At 44.7% G+C, this 18,502-nt stretch carries 16 protein-coding genes and 1 pseudogene; 15 read left to right on the top strand and 2 right to left on the bottom strand.

Annotation, left to right across the window (positions count from 1 at the left end; translation table 11 throughout):
* Positions 1-58: 58 nt before the first annotated feature.
* Positions 59-1,657, top strand: a complete 1,599-nt coding sequence (locus BC351_RS34790; protein ID WP_079419743.1) for a response regulator transcription factor — start codon at positions 59-61, stop codon at positions 1,655-1,657.
* Between the two features lie 125 nt (positions 1,658-1,782).
* A complete protein-coding gene (locus BC351_RS34785; protein ID WP_079419741.1) occupies positions 1,783-1,974 on the top strand; it encodes a hypothetical protein in 192 nt (63 codons plus the stop codon).
* A 94-nt stretch (positions 1,975-2,068) separates the two neighbouring features.
* Here BC351_RS34785 and BC351_RS34780 read toward each other — a convergent pair whose 3' ends face one another.
* Positions 2,069-2,725 carry a GntR family transcriptional regulator gene (locus tag BC351_RS34780; protein ID WP_079419739.1) on the bottom strand — a complete coding sequence of 219 codons (657 nt, stop codon included), beginning with the start codon at positions 2,723-2,725 and terminating at the stop codon, positions 2,069-2,071.
* Between the two features lie 210 nt (positions 2,726-2,935).
* On the opposite strand from BC351_RS34780, the gene BC351_RS34775 reads away from it, so the two are divergent.
* The 6 genes from BC351_RS34775 (at position 2,936) to BC351_RS34750 (ending at position 10,385) form a co-directional block, all read left to right on the top strand.
* Positions 2,936-3,961 (top strand): tyrosine-protein phosphatase, encoded by a 1,026-nt coding sequence (locus BC351_RS34775; protein WP_079419737.1) that lies wholly within the window; start codon positions 2,936-2,938, stop codon positions 3,959-3,961.
* 40 nt (positions 3,962-4,001) lie between these two features.
* A complete protein-coding gene (locus BC351_RS34770) occupies positions 4,002-4,880 on the top strand; it encodes a carbohydrate ABC transporter permease (protein ID WP_079419735.1) in 879 nt (292 codons plus the stop codon).
* Between the two features lie 18 nt (positions 4,881-4,898).
* Positions 4,899-5,732, top strand: coding sequence for a carbohydrate ABC transporter permease (locus tag BC351_RS34765; RefSeq protein WP_079419733.1), 834 nt, complete (start codon positions 4,899-4,901; stop codon positions 5,730-5,732).
* A gap of 28 nt (positions 5,733-5,760) precedes the next feature.
* Positions 5,761-7,083, top strand: coding sequence for an ABC transporter substrate-binding protein (locus BC351_RS34760; RefSeq protein ID WP_079419731.1), 1,323 nt, complete (start codon positions 5,761-5,763; stop codon positions 7,081-7,083).
* A gap of 20 nt (positions 7,084-7,103) precedes the next feature.
* A complete protein-coding gene (locus tag BC351_RS34755) occupies positions 7,104-8,033 on the top strand; it encodes a metallophosphoesterase family protein (RefSeq protein ID WP_079419729.1) in 930 nt (309 codons plus the stop codon).
* Positions 8,034-8,282: 249 nt separating this feature from the next.
* Complete coding sequence (locus tag BC351_RS34750) at positions 8,283-10,385, top strand: stalk domain-containing protein (RefSeq protein ID WP_079419727.1); 2,103 nt, start codon at positions 8,283-8,285, stop codon at positions 10,383-10,385.
* 46 nt (positions 10,386-10,431) lie between these two features.
* Here BC351_RS34750 and BC351_RS34745 read toward each other — a convergent pair whose 3' ends face one another.
* A complete protein-coding gene (locus BC351_RS34745; RefSeq protein WP_079419725.1) occupies positions 10,432-11,970 on the bottom strand; it encodes an RCC1 domain-containing protein in 1,539 nt (512 codons plus the stop codon).
* A 163-nt stretch (positions 11,971-12,133) separates the two neighbouring features.
* Between BC351_RS34745 and BC351_RS34740 the strand changes: the two genes are divergently transcribed.
* The 7 genes and pseudogenes from BC351_RS34740 to BC351_RS34705 all read left to right on the top strand — a co-directional run bounded on the left by BC351_RS34740 (position 12,134) and on the right by BC351_RS34705 (position 18,453).
* A complete protein-coding gene (locus BC351_RS34740; RefSeq protein ID WP_079419723.1) occupies positions 12,134-12,898 on the top strand; it encodes an NUDIX domain-containing protein in 765 nt (254 codons plus the stop codon).
* 20 nt (positions 12,899-12,918) lie between these two features.
* Positions 12,919-13,323, top strand: coding sequence for a hypothetical protein (locus tag BC351_RS34735; protein WP_079419721.1), 405 nt, complete (start codon positions 12,919-12,921; stop codon positions 13,321-13,323).
* Positions 13,324-13,328: 5 nt separating this feature from the next.
* On the top strand, positions 13,329-14,138 hold the full coding sequence (locus BC351_RS34730) for a ribose-phosphate diphosphokinase (RefSeq protein ID WP_079419719.1): 810 nt from the start codon (positions 13,329-13,331) through the stop codon (positions 14,136-14,138).
* A 1-nt stretch (position 14,139) separates the two neighbouring features.
* A complete protein-coding gene (locus BC351_RS34725; protein ID WP_079419717.1) occupies positions 14,140-15,627 on the top strand; it encodes a nicotinate phosphoribosyltransferase in 1,488 nt (495 codons plus the stop codon).
* Between the two features lie 26 nt (positions 15,628-15,653).
* Entirely contained in the window at positions 15,654-16,127 is a 474-nt protein-coding gene (locus tag BC351_RS34720; protein WP_079419715.1) for an NADAR family protein, read from the top strand.
* A gap of 28 nt (positions 16,128-16,155) precedes the next feature.
* The gene (locus BC351_RS34715) at positions 16,156-17,085 is read left to right on the top strand and encodes an ADP-ribosylglycohydrolase family protein (RefSeq protein WP_079419713.1); all 930 of its coding nucleotides are present in this window, start codon (positions 16,156-16,158) and stop codon (positions 17,083-17,085) included.
* A 211-nt stretch (positions 17,086-17,296) separates the two neighbouring features.
* Positions 17,297-18,453 (top strand): annotated as a pseudogene (locus BC351_RS34705) (IS3 family transposase).
* Positions 18,454-18,502 lie beyond the last annotated feature (49 nt).

Below are 18,502 nucleotides of genomic sequence, written 5' to 3'. Positions count from 1 at the left end.
GATCTGCCGCTCACGCTAGAAATGTTATACCTAACTCTTGTTAAGGGAGGGGTTCATCATGTTGAAAGCGTTGCTTGTTGACGATGAAATAAACATTTTACGCAATTTGCAAAGTGTTATTCCATGGGAGAATATCGGGATAGAAATTGTTGGAACAGCTGAGAACGGGGCCAAGGCATTGGAGCTTGTGGATCATATTAGACCCGATTTGGTGGTATCCGACATTAGCATGCCGATTATGGACGGGATCACGTTCGTTCAGAAGATGCGAGAGCGCGGTATAACTTGTGAATGTGTGATGTTAACCGGATATCAGAGCTTTGAATACGCCAGATCGCTAATGCGCTACGGAGTTAAGGAATATATGATGAAGCCAGTCGATTATGATGAGCTTGAGAGGGTTATCCGGCGTACCGCGGCTTCCATTCAAGAGAGAGCGCTGAAAGTCAAGCAAGAGCAGAGAGTAAGGAACAGCGCGGTCAATTTAGTGTACGAAAAGAATTTGCACGATCTGCTGTTAGATTGCTCATCTGTAGATACTCATTTGGTTCTAGATGAAGAAGGAAAGAAATTGGATCTGAATAGGGCAAAGTACTTGCTGCTGCTTGTTGATCTAGAGCACTATGCACAGCTGTCGTTGGGGTGGGACGAGAAGGAACGGAAGCTTTGGAATTTTGCCATTTATAACGTATTAAGCGAAGTGCTTTGCAGCGAGAAACGAAATTATACAGTTTTGCAAATGCGAGAAGGCGAATGGTGCTTATTAATTGAACAAGCAGGAGACAAGCTTGCTGCTGAGGATCTCAATCGGGCTGGGAGCTGGGCTGAGCTTATTCGAGAGAGTGTAAGAAGCAGCATTAAGCTGGATGTTCATGTTAGCATTTATGTAGAATGGATTCCTATTTCTGGCCTAAGGAACGCCTATAAGCGAGTGCATTGGGAGAGCAGTCTATCTCCAGCCAGCGTTACTTATGTAGCAGCAGCCCAAGGTCAGGGCGCAGCGCAAATACAGCTCGATATGCTGTGGAAATTAACGGAGGATATGGTCACAGGTCTCAAGCAATGCAACCGGATGAAAACCGAAGAAGCGATGCAAGCACTTAATGCTCATTTGAAAATAATTCCGGATTCCTCTCTGCTGCGCGTGCGGCAAATTATTCACTACTTCGTGCTCAATCTCATCCGTGAGATGCGTGAGGTCAACATGCTGACGCAGTCAGAAGAGGATGCCATCTGGGTTAAGCTTAATCAATGCATTCGTGTGAAAGATGTGCTGCTTGTGATGAATGAAATGGTCAGCCAATGTCTTGTCGTATTTGTCAGCAAAAAGACAAGCGTCGTTCTGATGGAATCCGCACAGGCGTATATTCATGAACACATGTCCAAGGACATTGGCATTGATGAGCTGGCCAGCACTTTGGGGATTAGCAACAGCTATTTTAGCCTGCTGTTCAAGCAGCATTTTGGCGTTACTTTTGTGGAATATTTGACGAAGCTCCGGATGGAAACAGCCAAGGCTATGCTAGAAACGAAGGAGCGCAGAGTAGCGCAGGTCAGTAAATCGGTCGGTTATTTGGATGGACGATATTTCATGAAGCTGTTTCATCGATATACCGGAATGACACCTACCGAATATAGAATCAGTAGAAGGAATTAAGCGGTAACCAGCGGCAATCATAACGTGCTTTTGAGAAAAGTCCCAAGACTAATGGACAAGGATAACCGAATATACATAAACGGAATCATCAGAAAGTTGGGTAACAACTAGGAGGTGTTTCACGAATGGTTTATTGGTTGGTGGCCGTTGTCATTGTCGTGCTTGGTTTACTGATTATCGCAAGTATGAGAAAGCGGAAAGTCGTTGATTCAACTGATTTGAAAACACATAAGCCGTGTTCCTACTGTAATGAGGAAATCGCCATTGATGCGGAGGTATGCAAGTATTGCAGGGGTGTGGTTGTAAGTTCGAATTAACAGCATATGAAATAAAAGAAACAACGGTCAGTTCGCAGCAGTGCGAGTTGACCGTTGTTTTTGTTAGGCGAAGGTTCTCACCGTCATCTGTCTCTTAGCTGTCAAAACCGGGCACATCCATCGCAGTCCGATACAGGATTCTCTCAAAGGCTTCGACCAGAGACTGCTTGGCTTCACCGTAGTTCCCCTGGATGATCGAATCGTAAACGGATTGGTTGATTCGGTTGGCGGAATAATGCTGCAGATGGGGCGTTTGCTTCCAGTGAAGCAATGATTTCATAACTACTTTGTCTTTGTAGGAATCGATTAACATTAGCATCGTATCGTTATCGGCTGCGGAAATGACAGTTCGTCTAAACAGAACGGAATTCTCGATGTATGACTTATAGTCGTTATTCTGACTTGCTTCTATTTGAATATCCAGATATGTTTTCAACTTCTTCGTATCAAATGCATATTCACGCAATACGGCCTGATCCAATACGTATAGTTGCAGCGCTAATATTGATTCATAAATGTGAATAAGTTCTTTGTGCGAGATATCCTTCACCAAGATGCCTCGTTTGTTGAACGAAACGATAAATCCTTCCGATTCCAACCGCGAGAGTGCGGAACGTATCGGAGTACGGCTCATATTAAATTCAATGGCAAGCTCGTTTTCGGATAAAACCGTTCCAGGTAAGTACTCGCAGGAGACAATCTTTTGGCGAATATTGGTATAGGCGATGGATTCCAAGGATAATTTGGACATTCTCAAATGTTCCCTTCAGCGTGATTTCACTTGAATTCTACACGGATTGACACGATGTTGCAATAAAAAATGTCACCTGCCCCACTTAGGGAACCGCAGTGTTTTCGTTAATAAATTCTTCATTCGACGTTAATATCCATCTAACAAAACAATTGTACACTTATATGTATACATTAATGTATACATAAGAAAGGGGCTCTACAAATCGAAATGAAGATTCAGTTATCCAAGGTAGAAGTTCAACGTATTGGCAATCGCATGCACTTGCAATGGAGATCAGACAAGGCATTGGGGAAGGTGAGCATATTCACAGGATTGTCCCCGCTTGAAGCGCATGATCCATTGGCTGAAACGGATGTCAGTATCTCATCCTTATCATTCGACGACCCGAATCCGGGGCGAAGAACCTATTTTATATTGAAACCCGAATATGGGGGAGCTCGAATAACCGCCGAAAGGAGACTGCCGCTCCAAGGCTCCTTGAATTTTCGCGACATGGGCGGATATGAGACGAGTGATGGCCGCTACTTACAATGGGGGATGTTATATCGATCGGAAGAACTGATCGGCTTAACGGAGGCTGATCGACTTTACTTGCACAATTGCGGCCTCAAGCTAATTTGCGATTACCGAGCGGAGTACGAGGCTGAGTTGAAGCCGAACCCTGTTATTGAGAATGCGAGGCAAGTGGGTATTCCCATCGAAGTGGAATCATCCAGGCATCGTTCCCGCATGAACTACATGGACATGATCGCCAACGACATGCTTCATTTGCTAGGTCCATCGGGAGAAATGTTGACATTTGCCAATGAGCGGTATGTTTCTGATTTTGCGAAGTCATATGCGATCTTGTTCGATCTTCTGTTAACGCCAGGCAACCTACCTATGGTACAGCATTGCGCCGCGGGAAAGGATCGCACAGGGTTCGGCTCTGCGCTTGTTCTATTGGCTCTGGGCGTACCCGAACAAACGATCATGGCAGATTATCTGCTAACCAATGCGTTCAGGGAAGAGGCGGACCAACAAATTCTTGCATCCATTAAACCAAAGCTGAAGCGTGAAGAGGATGGCGAAGTTTTGTTGGCCATGATGCAAGCAAGAGCGGAGTATTTGCAGGCGGCTTTCGATGAGATTAATGTGCGGTACGGAAACATGGATCGTTATCTGGAAGAAGCGCTTGGCTTAACCATTTCCAAACGGAAACAGCTGCAAGACATGCTGCTGACGGACATGTGATCGGCCTATAACCCTTATGGCAAAGGAGAGAACAAATTTCATGCGGCAAAGTCATCGTCTCGATTACCGACCCTATCTTTGCATCCTGCCTGCGTTGATTGGTTGTCTCGTGTTTACGGTTTATCCCGTTATCTACCTATTTTATCTTAGCCTTTATAAAGTTGATCTGTTAAGCAATACGTGGCTGTTTGTCAGCTTGCAAAATTATCTGGATTTGGCTCATTCTCAGGGTTTCCTAGAGGTTTTACGAAATTCGGTCATGTATTCTTTTTTTACAGTTGCTATATCTTGCTGTTTATCGCTTATCCTTGCTCTGCTATTGAACCGTCCCGGCAGGCTGCATCAATTTGTTCAGACGGCGGTGTTTTCGCCCCATATCATCCCGTTGGTTTCCATCTCTTTGTTATGGATGTGGATGATGGACAAGGATTACGGGCTTCTGAACCTGATGCTCCAGTGGCTTCACTTGCCCAAGCTAATGTGGATCGATAGTCCGGCAACTTCCTTGATGTCGCTGATTCTGGTAGCTATCTGGAAAAGCCTCGGCTTTAACATATTGCTGATTATTGCCGGTATGCACGCCATCCCAGTGCCTGTGCTTGAAGCGGCGCGGCTAGATAGTGCAAATCCGTTCAAACTTGTCACCAAGATCATCATTCCGCTGTTATCGCCGACGCTCTTCTTTATGCTGACAGTTAATATCATCAGTTCTCTGCAGGTGTTCGATTCTGTTAAAGTGCTGACAAGCGGAGGGCCTTCCAACTCTTCGAATGTGCTAGTCTACTGGATATACCAGACGGGATTCGAGTTCTATAAATTTGGCGAGGCTTCGACGGGAGCCGTTATCCTGTTTGTCATCGTGTCCATGGTGACGATGGCGAACTTCCTGATCCTCCGTTCCCGAATTCATTATCATTAAACGAAAGGCGGTCATCGGATGAGCAAGCGCGTATTTGGCGTAACGATCCCGGAAGCGGCAGGATTGATCTTATTGCTGGCGGTCGGACTGATCTATTTGTTCCCGTTTTATTGGATGATTGTGACTTCCCTCAAGACGCTGCCGGAAACGTTGGTTTTTCCGCCGTCCTTTTTCCCGAAGCAATTGAAGTTCGAGAATTATTTGGAAGTATGGCGAACGGGGCCTTTTCCCCGCTATGTATTTAACAGTTTCCTCGTCGCCATATCGGCTACGGCACTGCAACTGGTTGTCGCCATACCTGCGGCCTATGCGTTTGCACGGAAACGATTCAAAGGTTCCAAGATCATATACGGCCTGATTCTGTCTGGCATGATGCTTCCTATGCAGGTTGTCATCATTCCGATCTATTTGCTGCTGAGCAAATGGGGCCTGATCAACACCTATGCGGCTTTGATCGTTCCATATATGGTATCGCCATTTGCCATTTTCCTGCTATCCGAATCATTCAAGCAACTACCCGAAGACATCATCGATGCGGCCAAGATGGAGCAGATGTCCGAAGGAAGACTTATGTGGAGTATGCTGCTTCCGATGATTAAGCAAATTGTTGTTACGGTTACGCTGCTGCTGTTTATTACCCATTGGAACGATTTATTTTGGGTATTAATTATGACCAGCAGCGAGAAGCTTCATACCCTGACGGTTGGGATGATCAAATTGACGAATACCGAAGGAACGCACTGGCAATTGCTGATGGCTGCCAACGTTATTCTTGTGGCCCCGATCTTTGCGATCTATGTGTTGGCCAGTAAACACATCAAGTCCGCTTTTACCTACAGCGGCATTAAATAGATAAAACTTATTTGGAGGAGAGAACCTGATGAAGAAGCTTTCATTGATGCTCATTGTTTCATGCATAACCGTCTCATCGCTTGCTGGGTGCGGAGGTAACGGGATTGACAACACTGCTGGCGATAAAGCAGGCTCGGCGAAATCAGAAAATACGGCGGTTTCCAAGACGAAAATTGACTATTGGTATGCACAAGCAGCTCAGCTTAGCAAAGCTACAGAAGAAATGATCAGCAAATATAATGCCAGCCAATCCGCAGTCGAAGTAACCGGTATGAACCTAGGGGATGGCAGCGCACTTGCCACTAAGCTCCAAGCCGCAATTCTCGCGGGAAATCAGCCGGCCGTTGCGATGCTCGCGACGACACAAACGTCAGAGTTCGGCTTGTCCCATGCATTGGATGATTTGAAAGCCTATTTCTCAAAAGAGGAAATAGCCGCTTTCCATCCAGGCATGTTGAATAACGCTATGATCAAGGATCAATTGCTCGGTATTCCATTCTATCGAAGCACATTCGTCATGTACTACAACAAAAACATGCTGCGCGACGCAGGTCTTCCAGATACAGGGCCGAAAAATTGGGAGGAACTGAAATCGTTCGCTTTGAAAACGACAGATAAAAACAAATCCGTTGTTGGTTTTGAGATGCCGATTGATGTCATTTTCTTCGAAGACGGTGTGTTCCAGCAAAAAGGAGAAATGTTCTCTCCCGACGAGAAACAGGTCGCTTTCGACAACGAAGCGGGTTACGCCACAGTCAAGCTGTATCAAGATATGATGAAGGACGGTTCGATGAAAATACCTTCGGGTCAGGATTCGAACTCACATCTATCGGCGATTAACGATTTCATTTCGCAGAAAGCAGCGATCGTTTGGACAACATCAGCGACCATGCCCACGATGCTTGAAGGAGCGAAGGATAAATTCGAGCTAGGCGTTGGCTTTCTGCCGGCAGGGCAGCAATTCGCCGCAAGCACAACGGGATCTAACCTGACGATTATGGCGAAGTCTTCCGCTCAGGAGAAGAAGGCTGCCGCAGCTTTCATCAAATGGCTGGCACAGAAGGAAAATGTCGCTCAATTGAGCGAAACAACGGGATATATTCCCGTGACGAAGGAAGCCAAGGATAGCGATCGCATTCAGCAGCTATGGGCCAAAACACCGCAATATCGCGTTGCGTACGATCAGCTTGATTTCGCTCGCGCAAGGCCGACGATGAAAGGGTACAAAGAAATATCGATTAAAATTCAGGATGAGATCAAAAAGGCTTTGCTGGATACTTCCATTACTCCACAGGACGCAGTGAAAGCAGCAGCGAAACAGGTTCAACAATTACTAGATGCCCAAAAATAACACAATAGGGGGATGCCAGCATGAATATGTTCTATGATGAGCTGCTTTTCAGAACGGACAAGCGGCCATGGATCGGGGAATTGCCGCAGACATCAACGAATGATTTTAACTTTGCCATCATGGGGGACCGCAGCGGCTTCGCGATTGAAGGCGTATTTGAAGAAGCGCTTAGGCAGGTGAAGCGTTTGAACCCGGACTTTGTCGTTGCCGTCGGGGATTTGATCGAAGGATATTGGCAGCAGGCAGATGGCGCTCATCGTGAGTGGGACGAGCTTGAACGCCATATTCAAAGCTCAGGCTTGCCGTTCTTCCCAGTTGCAGGAAATCATGATTATGGTAATGAAGTGATGAAGAAGGTTTGGCAGGAACGCAAAGGCATCGATTACTACGCCTTCCGTTACGGCAACGTCTTGTTCTTGGCTCTGCATACGGAAGAACCGCAGCATGCGCTTTCCCCGGAACTCGAACTCGCGTTCCGCGAGACAGAACTGCGCAGCAAGCGTGAGCCTGAACAAGCCGAAGAAGTGATCAGGGAACTGCTTGAGAGCATTGCCGAACAGACGAAAGACATTAAGAACAAGCATGTGCCGAATCCATGTATCGGGGAAGAGCAGTTTGCTTTTATCGAAAAAACGCTCCATGACCATCCAGATGTAGATATGACCTTCGTTATCACTCATCAGCCCGTGTGGAAAACCGACTCGGCTGTGTACGAACGTTTGGTTCAGGCATTGAATGCCAGACCTTTTACGATGCTCGCCGGACATTTTCATAAATTGGAACTCACAAAGGTTGCCGGCCATGCACATATCCAAATGGGGAGAACAGGCGCAAATAAACACAAAGCAGGATTGGACGATTTTCATCATATCCTATGGGTAGCTATGAAGGATGGGCTGCCTACCTTTACGGCTATTAAGCTGGAGGGCATGCTAGCGTTAGATGCATAGTTGTAAAGTAACCGTGATGGCCCGCTTAGAGCGAGGCCTTTTTTGTATAAAGAGGAGAGAGATTACAGCCTTTTAGGTCAAAACTGCAGAAATTATTAAAATAATTTAAATATTATATATATTTCGACAAGATATTACATTAACTGTGTGTTGTTTTTAGTATACTTCGAGTTGGTATTGAAAAATTGGTATCGATGAGATGAGATTTAATAGGTTATTTAAAGAATATGAACGAAAAGGACGAACACTATGAAATTACAAGCGCTTTGCTTCACGATTTGTCTAATCCTATTTACCTTGTTGCTTCCTGCCCCAATCGAGGCAGCTGCTGATGGAATGAAAATTAAGGATCCCGTTCTCGAAAAAGCGATTCGTGATGAACTGAAACTGACGGATGATCAAGTACTAGATTACAAGACTTTACAGAAGTTAACTACGTTATATCCAAAAGGAAAGGAGAAAATTAAGAGTCTGGAAGGCTTGGAATTTGCCTTGAACTTAACGGATATTTATATCGATAATCAAGAGATCACAGATGTCAGACCTCTGCAATACTTGCACAAATTGAAATTTATTGCCTTGAGTCATAATAAGATCCAAAACATTTGTCCGATTTCAAATCTATCTAATTTACAAAAATTACTTATCAGTAACAATGAGATTGAGCGTATTAGCTGTTTTTCACATTTGACTTCACTAACGGATTTACTGGCTAGTCAAAATAAGATTGTAGATATTGCTTCACTCGCTAAGCTGCCTATCAAATGGTTGGATATTGTGGGCAATCCAGTTGTTGACATATTGCCTATTGGCTCTATGGAGGAGCTTCGCACTCTTTTTATAGACGAAGATGGGCTGAATGAGAAGTCGAAGTTGATGCTGCAGCAGTTTCAACAATCAGGCATCACCGTCAATAGAGCTCCAAATCGTTCAAATCCTGCGGATGGTCTGGCCGTTATTGTGAATAGTGATAGAGTATTATTTGATCACCCACCTATTATGGAAGCAGGCACAACGTTGGTACAATTCCGTCCTTTATTTGAGAAATTAGGCTTCACCATCATGTGGGATAACGAGACAAAAACTATTCAAGCCTCTAAAGAGGGAGTTAAGCTCACTCTGCAAGTAGACAATGTGAAGGCCAGCTTGAATGGAACCGAACAATTACTGCCTATAGCTCCTAGAAATGTGGATGGAAATCTTTTTGTTCCTATTCGTTTTGTCGGAGAAGCATCCAACTATGATGTCACTTTGGAAAATAGCAGCAAGACAATCTATCTTATCCCTTCCCATGATGTAATAAGTCCAAATCAGATGTCCCAACTAACGGTAAACGGCAAATGGCTGTCCAAACCATCATCAGGTGCGCTGGGGGATCAAATGGTTTTAACAAAAGGGAATAATTTCATTACGCTTGCAACGGAATCCAGAGATGATTTATCAGATATAAAATCGCTAGCTCAATATGAAAAGGCGATTAAAGCATCAATTGAATCCCAGAATGGGAAGGATTTTAGTGAATCCCGCTTAATGTCAATCAATGGTCTTGAAGCATCGCAGTTTTCTTATTCTGTGAATTCAGCAACAAATGGCAACTACACGATCGTACAAACTCTAATTAGTGGGAAGTACAATTTCTATAGAGTTATTTTGTTTACGAGGGATCTGGTTTACTCAGAGGTCGAAAAAGACTATCAAGACATCGTCCCAACTTTTCGTGAACTTAAAACAACATCTCAATTAAGCAAGGAAAAGTTTGGTGTGTTATCTCCTAAGGAGCGCGTTTTGGATGCAGCGCAGTATTATCGTAAATTAGGTTTCTTTCAGAAGGATAGCCAACTAACAGAGCAACAATTTGATGACAAGTTTTTAGTATTCTATGAAGGTTATATTAATGAAGATTGGAATCCGTTTGATTCCGCGGAATGGTATGATGAATTTGCTGAGCTTTATATTTTGCAGCAGGATAAAGATCGAGTCTGGCTGGAAGATACAGAGATGGATGTACTTAAGGGAAATGAACGCTATGTAAAAGCCTTACAAGAATGGGGCGCAATTTCCCGCGGAGCCTTTAAACCAACGAATATTGTGGAGAAGTGGGATACAGAAGATGGACCTATTAGCGTTAGTTTTATGTTAAATGGGCAAAAAAGAACGATTCATCCCGAGTACATGAGTGACTTTTTGGATACGAGTATCCTTGGAGAGCTCAATGAATGGATTAAGGAGACAGGGTATCAGTTTGTTCAAGTTGTTATTGATCAACAGGTATTCGTAACAGTCTTGAAAGCTGATGAGAAAGCGAAGATTCAAAAGGATCGATTGATTAATTTTGATTCATTGGGTTATTGAAAAAAAGGCTTTCCCTGAGAAAATTCAGTGGAAGGCCTTTTTAATTTTATTTGGATAGTAGCTGAACTGTCTTCGTCTCAGGAATCCACGCTACTTTTGTACCAAGAGACTCGGCGATGAACCTTACGGGTACAAGCGTATTGCCGTTAACGACAGCAGCAGGGGTCTCCAGCTGAATTGGCTGACCGTTTAGCGTGGCGGTTTGGTTCCCTACGGTGAGCAAGATTGTCTGTTTATCTTTTGTAGCTGTAATAGTTGAAGTAGCTCCATTCCAACTAACTTCTGCTCCTAAAGTTTCAAATATTGTACGTAAGGGGACCAGCGTATTTCCGTCGATAATGACTGGTTGTTGCTCAAAGTGAAGCGTTAATCCGTCCAGCTGCACACTGATTAAATCAGTAGGAGGAGTTAGCTCAGAGTCGCTGCTTTTAATCCAAACAGGTTCGGTTCGATACCACTCCGTTCCATCTCCAGTGTAGCCGTTCCCCCAAGCCCAAAGAGTCCCATCCTCTCTAATAGCCATTGACCGGAATCCGGTACCATGCGCGGCAATCTTACTTATTTTAGCAAGATTTTTAACTTGTACAGGAACATCGCTATTTTCGTAAGAGCCAATGCCTAGTTGCCCGCCTGTGTTTTTGCCGCTTGTCCATACGGAACGGTCTTTTTTGAGGAATAGTGGGCCGCCGCCTGTTGCCCGAATATCAACGACATCTTGAATACCTTGCAACTTCTGGGGAGCAGTGGTTTTTGCAAGATCTTCTCCTGCAATTTTGCCTCGTCCATTGGATCCAAATACCCAAACTGTGCCGTTTTTCTGTAACGCATAGGAATCTGTGCCACCTGCTGCGACCGCAGTGATATCCGTTAATCCTTCGATTTGAACAACAGCTCCTTGATCGAATGTCCAAACCGTGCCGTCTTTTTTGAGCACTAGTAAGTTATCGCCGTAACCGGTGGAGATTGTCGCGACATTTTGAAATCTTAATTGCACGGGAGTTGCGTAATTTCCAGTAGAGCCATCCGACTTTTTATAATACAAGCTTCCCCATGCCCATAATGTGCCATCATCTTTGATGGCGTAGCTTCTGGCCCAGGCACCCCAAACGGCCACAACATGGGATAAGCCTTTTACTTGTGTTGGAAGTTCTCTATTGTTGTCGGTTAACGCTTTGCCAGACCCTGTTTCTCGCTGAGTCTCGGTACCATCTCCAATCTGCCCATCTGTATTATCTCCCCATGTCCACACGGTACCATCGGACTTTACAGCTAACGCGTGCATAGCGCCTGCTCCGATTGCTTTAACATGGTCAATTCCCTGCACTTTTACAGGCAATTTGGGATTAGCGGCCTTATCGCCTTTCTCGCCATTACCGAAAACGCCATAACGGTTGCTCTCGCCCCAAGACCATAGCGTGCCATCTGTTTTAATACCTAAGCTGAAGGTTCCCCCGACGGCAATATCCTGCCAACCGTTTGTATGCTCTTCGGCATAGATGCTCGGGATGAAGCTGCTTGCGAGTGTGAAAGCAAGGGTAATAGGGATAGCTAAGCTCAGCAGGCTTGGTTTAACTCCAAACTTCATATGTATTTCTCCTTATTTGCTCAAATAGTTACAGTTTACATTTTCTTCATTATAGGAAGTTATCCTTTTTTCTTTATTTTCCCAACACCCATTGACTTTCAATTTTATTATGTCATAATGATAATATTAAATCGAAATAATCAATCCAGGCTGGTGATACCACATGGTCGAAAACGAATCCAATTATTCCATAAGCAATTATCGAACACCTGACGGAGCGCCAACAGATATCGTGATTTTTACTATCATATCGCAAGAGAAACATACAGGTAAGAAAGCACTGCCAACTCGAGAACTGCATGTGATGCTTATTCAGAGGAAAATATGGCCCTATGAAGGTCAATGGGCTCTTCCTGGCGGTTTTACGAGAGAAACAGAGACAGTGCACGCTTGCGCTATGCGGGAGCTGAAAGAAGAAACAGAAGTGGAACACGTCCATCTCGAATATTTTAATGTATACAGTGACCCTGGACGAGATCCGAGGGGATGGATCATCTCTCATGCCTTTCTGGCTTTAGTGAATGAGAATTTGTTAGCCAATCGCAAAGCCGCGGTCGATGCATCGGAGGTTCATTTGTTCCCGGTAGATGAAGCTCTAACTATGGATCTAGCCTTTGATCATCGGCAAATTCTGATGGATGCCCTGCGCGAAATTCGTCTGAAGATGCTCACGACTACGATCGCCAAAGAGTTCCTTCCAGAGGAGTTTACGATAGGCGAGCTGTATCAAGTCATTCAAGCGGTCGTGCCAGCATTCGAGGAGAAGAATTTCATTCGCAAAATTACCTCCACGCAGAGTCGAAAAGGAATTATTGAGGAAGCTCGTCATCCAGACGGCACCTTAAAGAGTTCAAACAAGTATTCCCAACGGGCAGCCCAGTTGTATCGCTTCACAGAGGTCGAGCCCCAGCTTTCCATTTATAGTTAAAAGAAGGCGGTGACGTTGATATGGATTTCTACTTAGAGGATGCAAATGTCATTGAACGACTCGTTACGGAGTGGAAAAAATATAATAACCTAGTGATCGCATATGATTATGACAACACCGTCTATGACTTTCATCGCAGAGGGCATCAATACCATGATGTCATTCAGCTTTTGAGAGAATGCAAGGCGTTCGGGGCTCATTTAGTCGTATTTACAGCTAGTGCTGATGCTAACTTTCCGAGCATTATCAACTATCTGGAAGCTAACGAGATTCCGTTTGATGCCATTAATGAAAGCCCAAGCTTTGTACCTGTCGCCGGCGGCAAAAAGATTTATTTCAATATCCTTCTCGACGACCGAGCAGGACTCAGCTCCGCCTACCAATGCCTGCAAGCAGCCTTGACCATCATGAAAGAAGGAGCGTGATCATCGTGATCCTATTAAATGGTACTGAATTGGTTTTCAAAATGTTCCCGAACGGCGAGACGCTGGTCGATGGCGAGCAACTCCTTAACGAGGTTAAGGATCACAATGAAATTGCTTTTAAATACGAAAACGACAGCGATTTAATCAAGCTGATGTTTGTGAAGAATTTCATGAACGACCATAACTTCAGAGCTTCGCTGGTCATTTATTACATGCCCTACAGCCGCATGGATCGCGTGGAGGGTTCGTCGGTTTTTACTTTGAAGTATGTGGCGAATTTCATCAATGCGTTATCTTTCGACAAGGTGACGCTGATCGAGCCTCATTCCGATGTTTCACTAGCACTTATTGATAAAAGCATCGCAAGGTACCCGACCATTGAATTGCTTGATCAAGTCGTTGCCGCTACAGCTTTCAACCCGGCCGTCGATTACTTGTTCTTCCCAGATGCAGGTGCCCAAAAGCGCTACAGCAAAATCAAAGGCTATCAGCAGCTGGTTGGCTTTAAGGTAAGGGATTTCCAGACAGGCCAAATTAAGAAGTTGGACGTTGTGGGAAGCATTGAGAACGAGGGCTTTAAAGCTATCATTGTGGATGATTTATGCTCGTATGGCGGAACTTTCATGCTGAGCGCGGAGAAGTTAGTAGAAATCGGTGCTTCCGAGATTTATGTACTGGTCGGCCACTGCGAGACAGCGATTTACAAAGGGAAGATTCTCGAATCCGATGTAATCGATAAAGTATTTACGACGAACACCATATTAGAGCCAACCGATCACCCCAAAATTCATATATTCAACATAGGAGGCTTGTAAAATGACAAAACCATTCATTTACCCAGCAACTCTGCTTTGCGATTTCTATAAGGTAAGCCATAAGAATCAATATCCGAAAGGGACTGAGCTTGTATATTCAACTTGGACTGCGCGCACGAGCCGCTTGGAGGGAATTAATGAGGTTGTCGCTTTTGGCTTCCAATCGTTCATTAAGGAATATCTCATTCAATATTTCAATGATAACTTCTTTGCAAGACCCAAAACAGAAGTTGCCGCTGAGTATAAAAGGGTGCTTCAATACGCGCTGGGTGCCCAGGACCCGGACGCTTCGCATATCGAAGAGCTGCATGATTTAGGATATTTGCCGATCAAGATTAAGGCCATTAAAGAAGGAAGCTTAGTGCCAATTAAGGTGCCTATGCTGACAATAGAAAATACGAAGCCGCAGTTTTTCTGGCTGACCAATTATCTGGAAACACTCATGTCCTGCCAGCTCTGGATGCCTGCAACGAGTGCAACTTTAGCTTTGGAATACCGCAAAATTCTTGAAGAATTTGCAGTGAAAACGAATGGCGATACTTCGGCTGTCCCTTTTCAAGGCCATGATTTCTCGATGCGCGGCATGAGCTCACTAGAAGCTGCGAAAACCAGCGGTGCCGGGCATTTGCTCTCTTTTACAGGGACAGACACGATTCCGGCGATTCTTTATCTTGAAGATTACTACCATGCTGATATTGAAAAAGAGTTAGTTGGCACTTCGATTCCAGCAACAGAGCATAGCGTAATGTGTGCACATGGGACGGACGAAATGGCCTCATATCGATACCTGATCAAGGAAGTATACCCAAGCGGGTTCGTATCGATTGTGTCGGACACTTGGGATTTATGGAGTGTGCTGGATGTTGTGGTTCGCGGGTTAAAAGAAGATATCCTCAGCCGTGACGGCAGAGTCGTCATTCGCCCGGATAGCGGAGATCCTGTCAAAATCATCTGCGGCGATGCAGAATCAACAAATGAATTTGAACGCAAAGGCGTCATTGAAATTCTGTGGGATATCTTCGGCGGCACAACGACAGAGAAGGGCTTCAAGCAATTAGACAGCCATATTGGCGCTATTTATGGGGATGCAATAACGATTGCCCGCTGCCGGGAAATTTGTGAAAAGCTAGCGGCCAAAGGCTTCGCTTCGACCAACATGGTTTACGGCATTGGCTCGTACACGTACCAATACAATACGCGGGATACGTTTGGTTTTGCGTTGAAGTCGACGTTTACGATCATTAATGGCGAAGAACGCAAGATTTTCAAAGATCCCAAAACCGACAGCGGCCACTTTAAAAAGTCGCAAACAGGGCTCGTGCTTGTCACAGAGAAGGACGGGAACATCGATTACACGGATAATCTGAGTGTAGAGGAATATGCCAAGCGTGAAACTGAAGATTTGCTTGAGGTTGTATATGAGGATGGAAAGCTCGTCCGTGATCAAGCTTTGGCGGAAATCCGACGGGAGCTTATGAGAAACCTCTAAATGACGGAGGGAGAAGGATAATTCGTATGGAAAGATTTACATTCTTTTGGAGAACGGAATCGCCGTTTTCACAGTGGCACCCCTGTCGGTTTGTCATCGCGGGTATCTCCTTTAATTGCGCAGAACAATACATGATGTACATGAAAGCTATAAGCTTTGAAGACAACAAGATGGCAGATAAAATTCTTGGAAGCCACTCACCGTCTGAACAAAAGCGCTTGGGCAGAAGTGTCTCGAACTTTAGTGCAGATCAATGGCAGCTGGTATGCAAACAGATTGTTTATGACGCTAATTATGCAAAATTTACGCAGAATCCTGAACTCAGGACCCGATTGCTCGCAACAAGCGGTACAACAATCGTTGAAGCAAGTCCTGACGATAGAATCTGGGGAATAGGATTAGCCGAGGATCATCCCCATGCCAGAAATCGCAGCAAGTGGCGGGGCACCAATTGGCTTGGGGAAATTTTGACCCAGCTTCGAGAGGATCTCAGCCAGTAAATAGCAGTAAGGGGAAGGAGTTATTCTCATGAAAATTCAAGTGCTAGCTGGGCTTTTCGGACTTTGTGTAGGCGATGCCCTAGGCGTGCCTGTTGAATTTATGCCTAGAACATATCTGCAGGAAAATCCGGTTAGAGATATGATTGGATATGGAACTCATCATCAGCCAGCGGGTACATGGTCAGACGATAGCTCCTTAACCTTTTGCTTAGCAGAAAGTTTATGCAGCGGGTATGATATTTATGATATCGGCAATAAGTGCGTTCAGTGGTATCACAAAGGGTATTGGACTCCGCATGGCAAGGTTTTCGATATTGGAAATACAACCGCATTGGCGTTAGATACTTTGTGTTATGAGCTTATTCGCCCCGATTTGGCGGGACTGACAGGGACGCGCAGCAATGGGAATGGCTCGTTGATGAGAATTTTGCCGCTTGCCTATCTGCTGAAAAACTCACCCTTCGAAGAGAAGGTGCCGATGATCACGGCCGTTTCCTCGATTACACATCGGCATATGCGGTCTATCCTAGCTTGCGTTATCTATGTGGAGCTTGCGTGCCAGCTTTTGAAAGGATTCACGCTTCGCGAAAGCTATGAACAGATGCAGAACACGGTCAAAGCGTATTACCAAGATGAGCCGGAATTAGCTCACTTCAAGGCTGTTCTGGATGGAAATATTGCGGACAAAAGTGAAGATGAGATTCACTCTTCCGGCTATGTGGTTCATACGCTCGAAGCCAGCTTATGGTGTCTGTTCAACAGCGGGACGTATGAAGAAGCGGTCCTAAAAGCGGTGAATCTAGGTGAGGATACCGATACGACGGGTGCTGTAGCAGGTGGGTTAGCAGGTCTTCTATATGGCATTTCTTCTATCCCGGAAGTTTGGATAAACGCATTAGCAGGCAAAGATCGAATTGTTGATTTGGCGGATAGATTTACGCAGAAATTGTTGTCATGATGCCATTGTGTTAGGCACAAATGCGAGCTGCTGGAATTCGGCTGACTTGAAAGGGAACTGGAGTACGCTATTTGGGGAAAAAGGCGATTATTTCCGCTCAAGCGGAACTAGGGTACGCTATTTCGACGTTTGCTGAAGTTAGACTATTTCGTAGACACACCTTAAGGAACAACCTTTATAATATAGATATTAAATAAGGTCGAGGTGTGGCATGGGATCACAACGTGAAAGTTATGATGAGGAATTTAAACGCAAGACAGTTGAACACATGGAGTCTGCTAATAAGAGACCAATTGAAATTTCTAAGGAATTAAATATTCCTAAAAGTACCCTAAGTCGGTGGATTAAACAGTACGGCAGTAGAACTGTAGAATCTCAGTCTCAGGTGTTTGTAGACTATGAACGAATGAAGAAGTTGGAGCAAAGCATCCTCGAATTAAAAGAGGAAAATGAGATTTTAAAAAAGGCGATGCACTTCTTCACAAAGGACCCGTGCTGATTTATTCGTTTATTTATAAACACCGCTTCCAGTACCGGGTCGAGAAGATGTGCACCGTTTTAGAAGTCTCACGAAGCGGATATTACAAATGGATTAAGAGGGAACCTAGTGCTCGTGAAAAGCGCTTAAAAGCGCTAGATCGGAAGATAAGAAGACTGTTTAATCACTTTAAAAAACGCGCAGGAAGTCCGACGATTACAGCCGTATTAAGAAAAAATGGGACTGCGGTTTCTTCCAAAACGGTCAGTCGGCGTATGAAGGAAATGGGATTGAAGTCAATAACCGTAAGGAAAGTAACGGCTACGACGAATTCTAAACATGACTTGCCTGTGTTCGAAAATGTGTTAAATCGTCAGTTTACTGTGCTAGCGCCGAATAAAGCTTGGGTAACGGATATCACTTACATCCAGACGGGCGAGGGCTGGTTGTATTTGGCAAGCGTAATGGATTTGTACTCTCGCAGAATTGTAGGATTTTCAATGGGAGCTCGAATGACAAGGGAGCTCGTTTTAGACGCGCTAGAGAAGGCATATAAGCGTCGCAAGCCTGAGCCAGGATTAATTCATCACTCTGATCGTGGCTCTCAATACGCTAGTCATGACTACCGCGCAAAGTTACAAGAGTACAAAATGATTGGCAGCATGAGCCGTAAAGGAAATTGCTATGATAACGCTTGTATCGAGTCCTTCCATAGCACGTTGAAAAAAGAATTTGTGTACCAAACAAAATTTAAGACCCGTAAACAAGCCATGAGAGAACTCTATGCTTACATTGAGTTTGACTATAATCGACTACGACCACATTCTACTCTAGGATACGAGACGGCTCATCATTTCGAACAAATTTACTACAGAAATCAGGCTGTCTAATGCCGTGGTTGTTCCTTAATTTTGTGTCTACGCTATTGACAGAAGTACA

The sequence above is a fragment of the Paenibacillus ferrarius genome, from assembly GCF_002027705.1.
GTDB lineage: Bacteria > Bacillota > Bacilli > Paenibacillales > NBRC-103111 > Paenibacillus_E > Paenibacillus_E ferrarius.
Note: the sequence above shows the minus strand (reverse complement) of the source record. Positions and strands in the feature narration are given on the sequence as shown.

Excerpts from the sequence above, each read along its gene's own strand:
- BC351_RS34745 (WP_079419725.1), bottom strand. The coding sequence starts at position 11,970 with ATGAAGTTTGGAGTTAAACCAAGCCTGCTGAGCTTAGCTATCCCTATT.
- BC351_RS34760 (WP_079419731.1), top strand. The coding sequence starts at position 5,761 with ATGAAGAAGCTTTCATTGATGCTCATTGTTTCATGCATAACCGTCTCA.
- BC351_RS34720 (WP_079419715.1), top strand. The coding sequence starts at position 15,654 with ATGGAAAGATTTACATTCTTTTGGAGAACGGAATCGCCGTTTTCACAG.
- BC351_RS34715 (WP_079419713.1), top strand. The coding sequence starts at position 16,156 with ATGAAAATTCAAGTGCTAGCTGGGCTTTTCGGACTTTGTGTAGGCGAT.
- BC351_RS34755 (WP_079419729.1), top strand. The coding sequence starts at position 7,104 with ATGAATATGTTCTATGATGAGCTGCTTTTCAGAACGGACAAGCGGCCA.
- BC351_RS34750 (WP_079419727.1), top strand. The coding sequence starts at position 8,283 with ATGAAATTACAAGCGCTTTGCTTCACGATTTGTCTAATCCTATTTACC.
- BC351_RS34775 (WP_079419737.1), top strand. The coding sequence starts at position 2,936 with ATGAAGATTCAGTTATCCAAGGTAGAAGTTCAACGTATTGGCAATCGC.
- BC351_RS34780 (WP_079419739.1), bottom strand. The coding sequence starts at position 2,725 with ATGTCCAAATTATCCTTGGAATCCATCGCCTATACCAATATTCGCCAA.
- BC351_RS34770 (WP_079419735.1), top strand. The coding sequence starts at position 4,002 with ATGCGGCAAAGTCATCGTCTCGATTACCGACCCTATCTTTGCATCCTG.
- BC351_RS34790 (WP_079419743.1), top strand. The coding sequence starts at position 59 with ATGTTGAAAGCGTTGCTTGTTGACGATGAAATAAACATTTTACGCAAT.
- BC351_RS34735 (WP_079419721.1), top strand. The coding sequence starts at position 12,919 with ATGGATTTCTACTTAGAGGATGCAAATGTCATTGAACGACTCGTTACG.
- BC351_RS34725 (WP_079419717.1), top strand. The coding sequence starts at position 14,140 with ATGACAAAACCATTCATTTACCCAGCAACTCTGCTTTGCGATTTCTAT.
- BC351_RS34740 (WP_079419723.1), top strand. The coding sequence starts at position 12,134 with ATGGTCGAAAACGAATCCAATTATTCCATAAGCAATTATCGAACACCT.
- BC351_RS34765 (WP_079419733.1), top strand. The coding sequence starts at position 4,899 with ATGAGCAAGCGCGTATTTGGCGTAACGATCCCGGAAGCGGCAGGATTG.
- BC351_RS34785 (WP_079419741.1), top strand. The coding sequence starts at position 1,783 with ATGGTTTATTGGTTGGTGGCCGTTGTCATTGTCGTGCTTGGTTTACTG.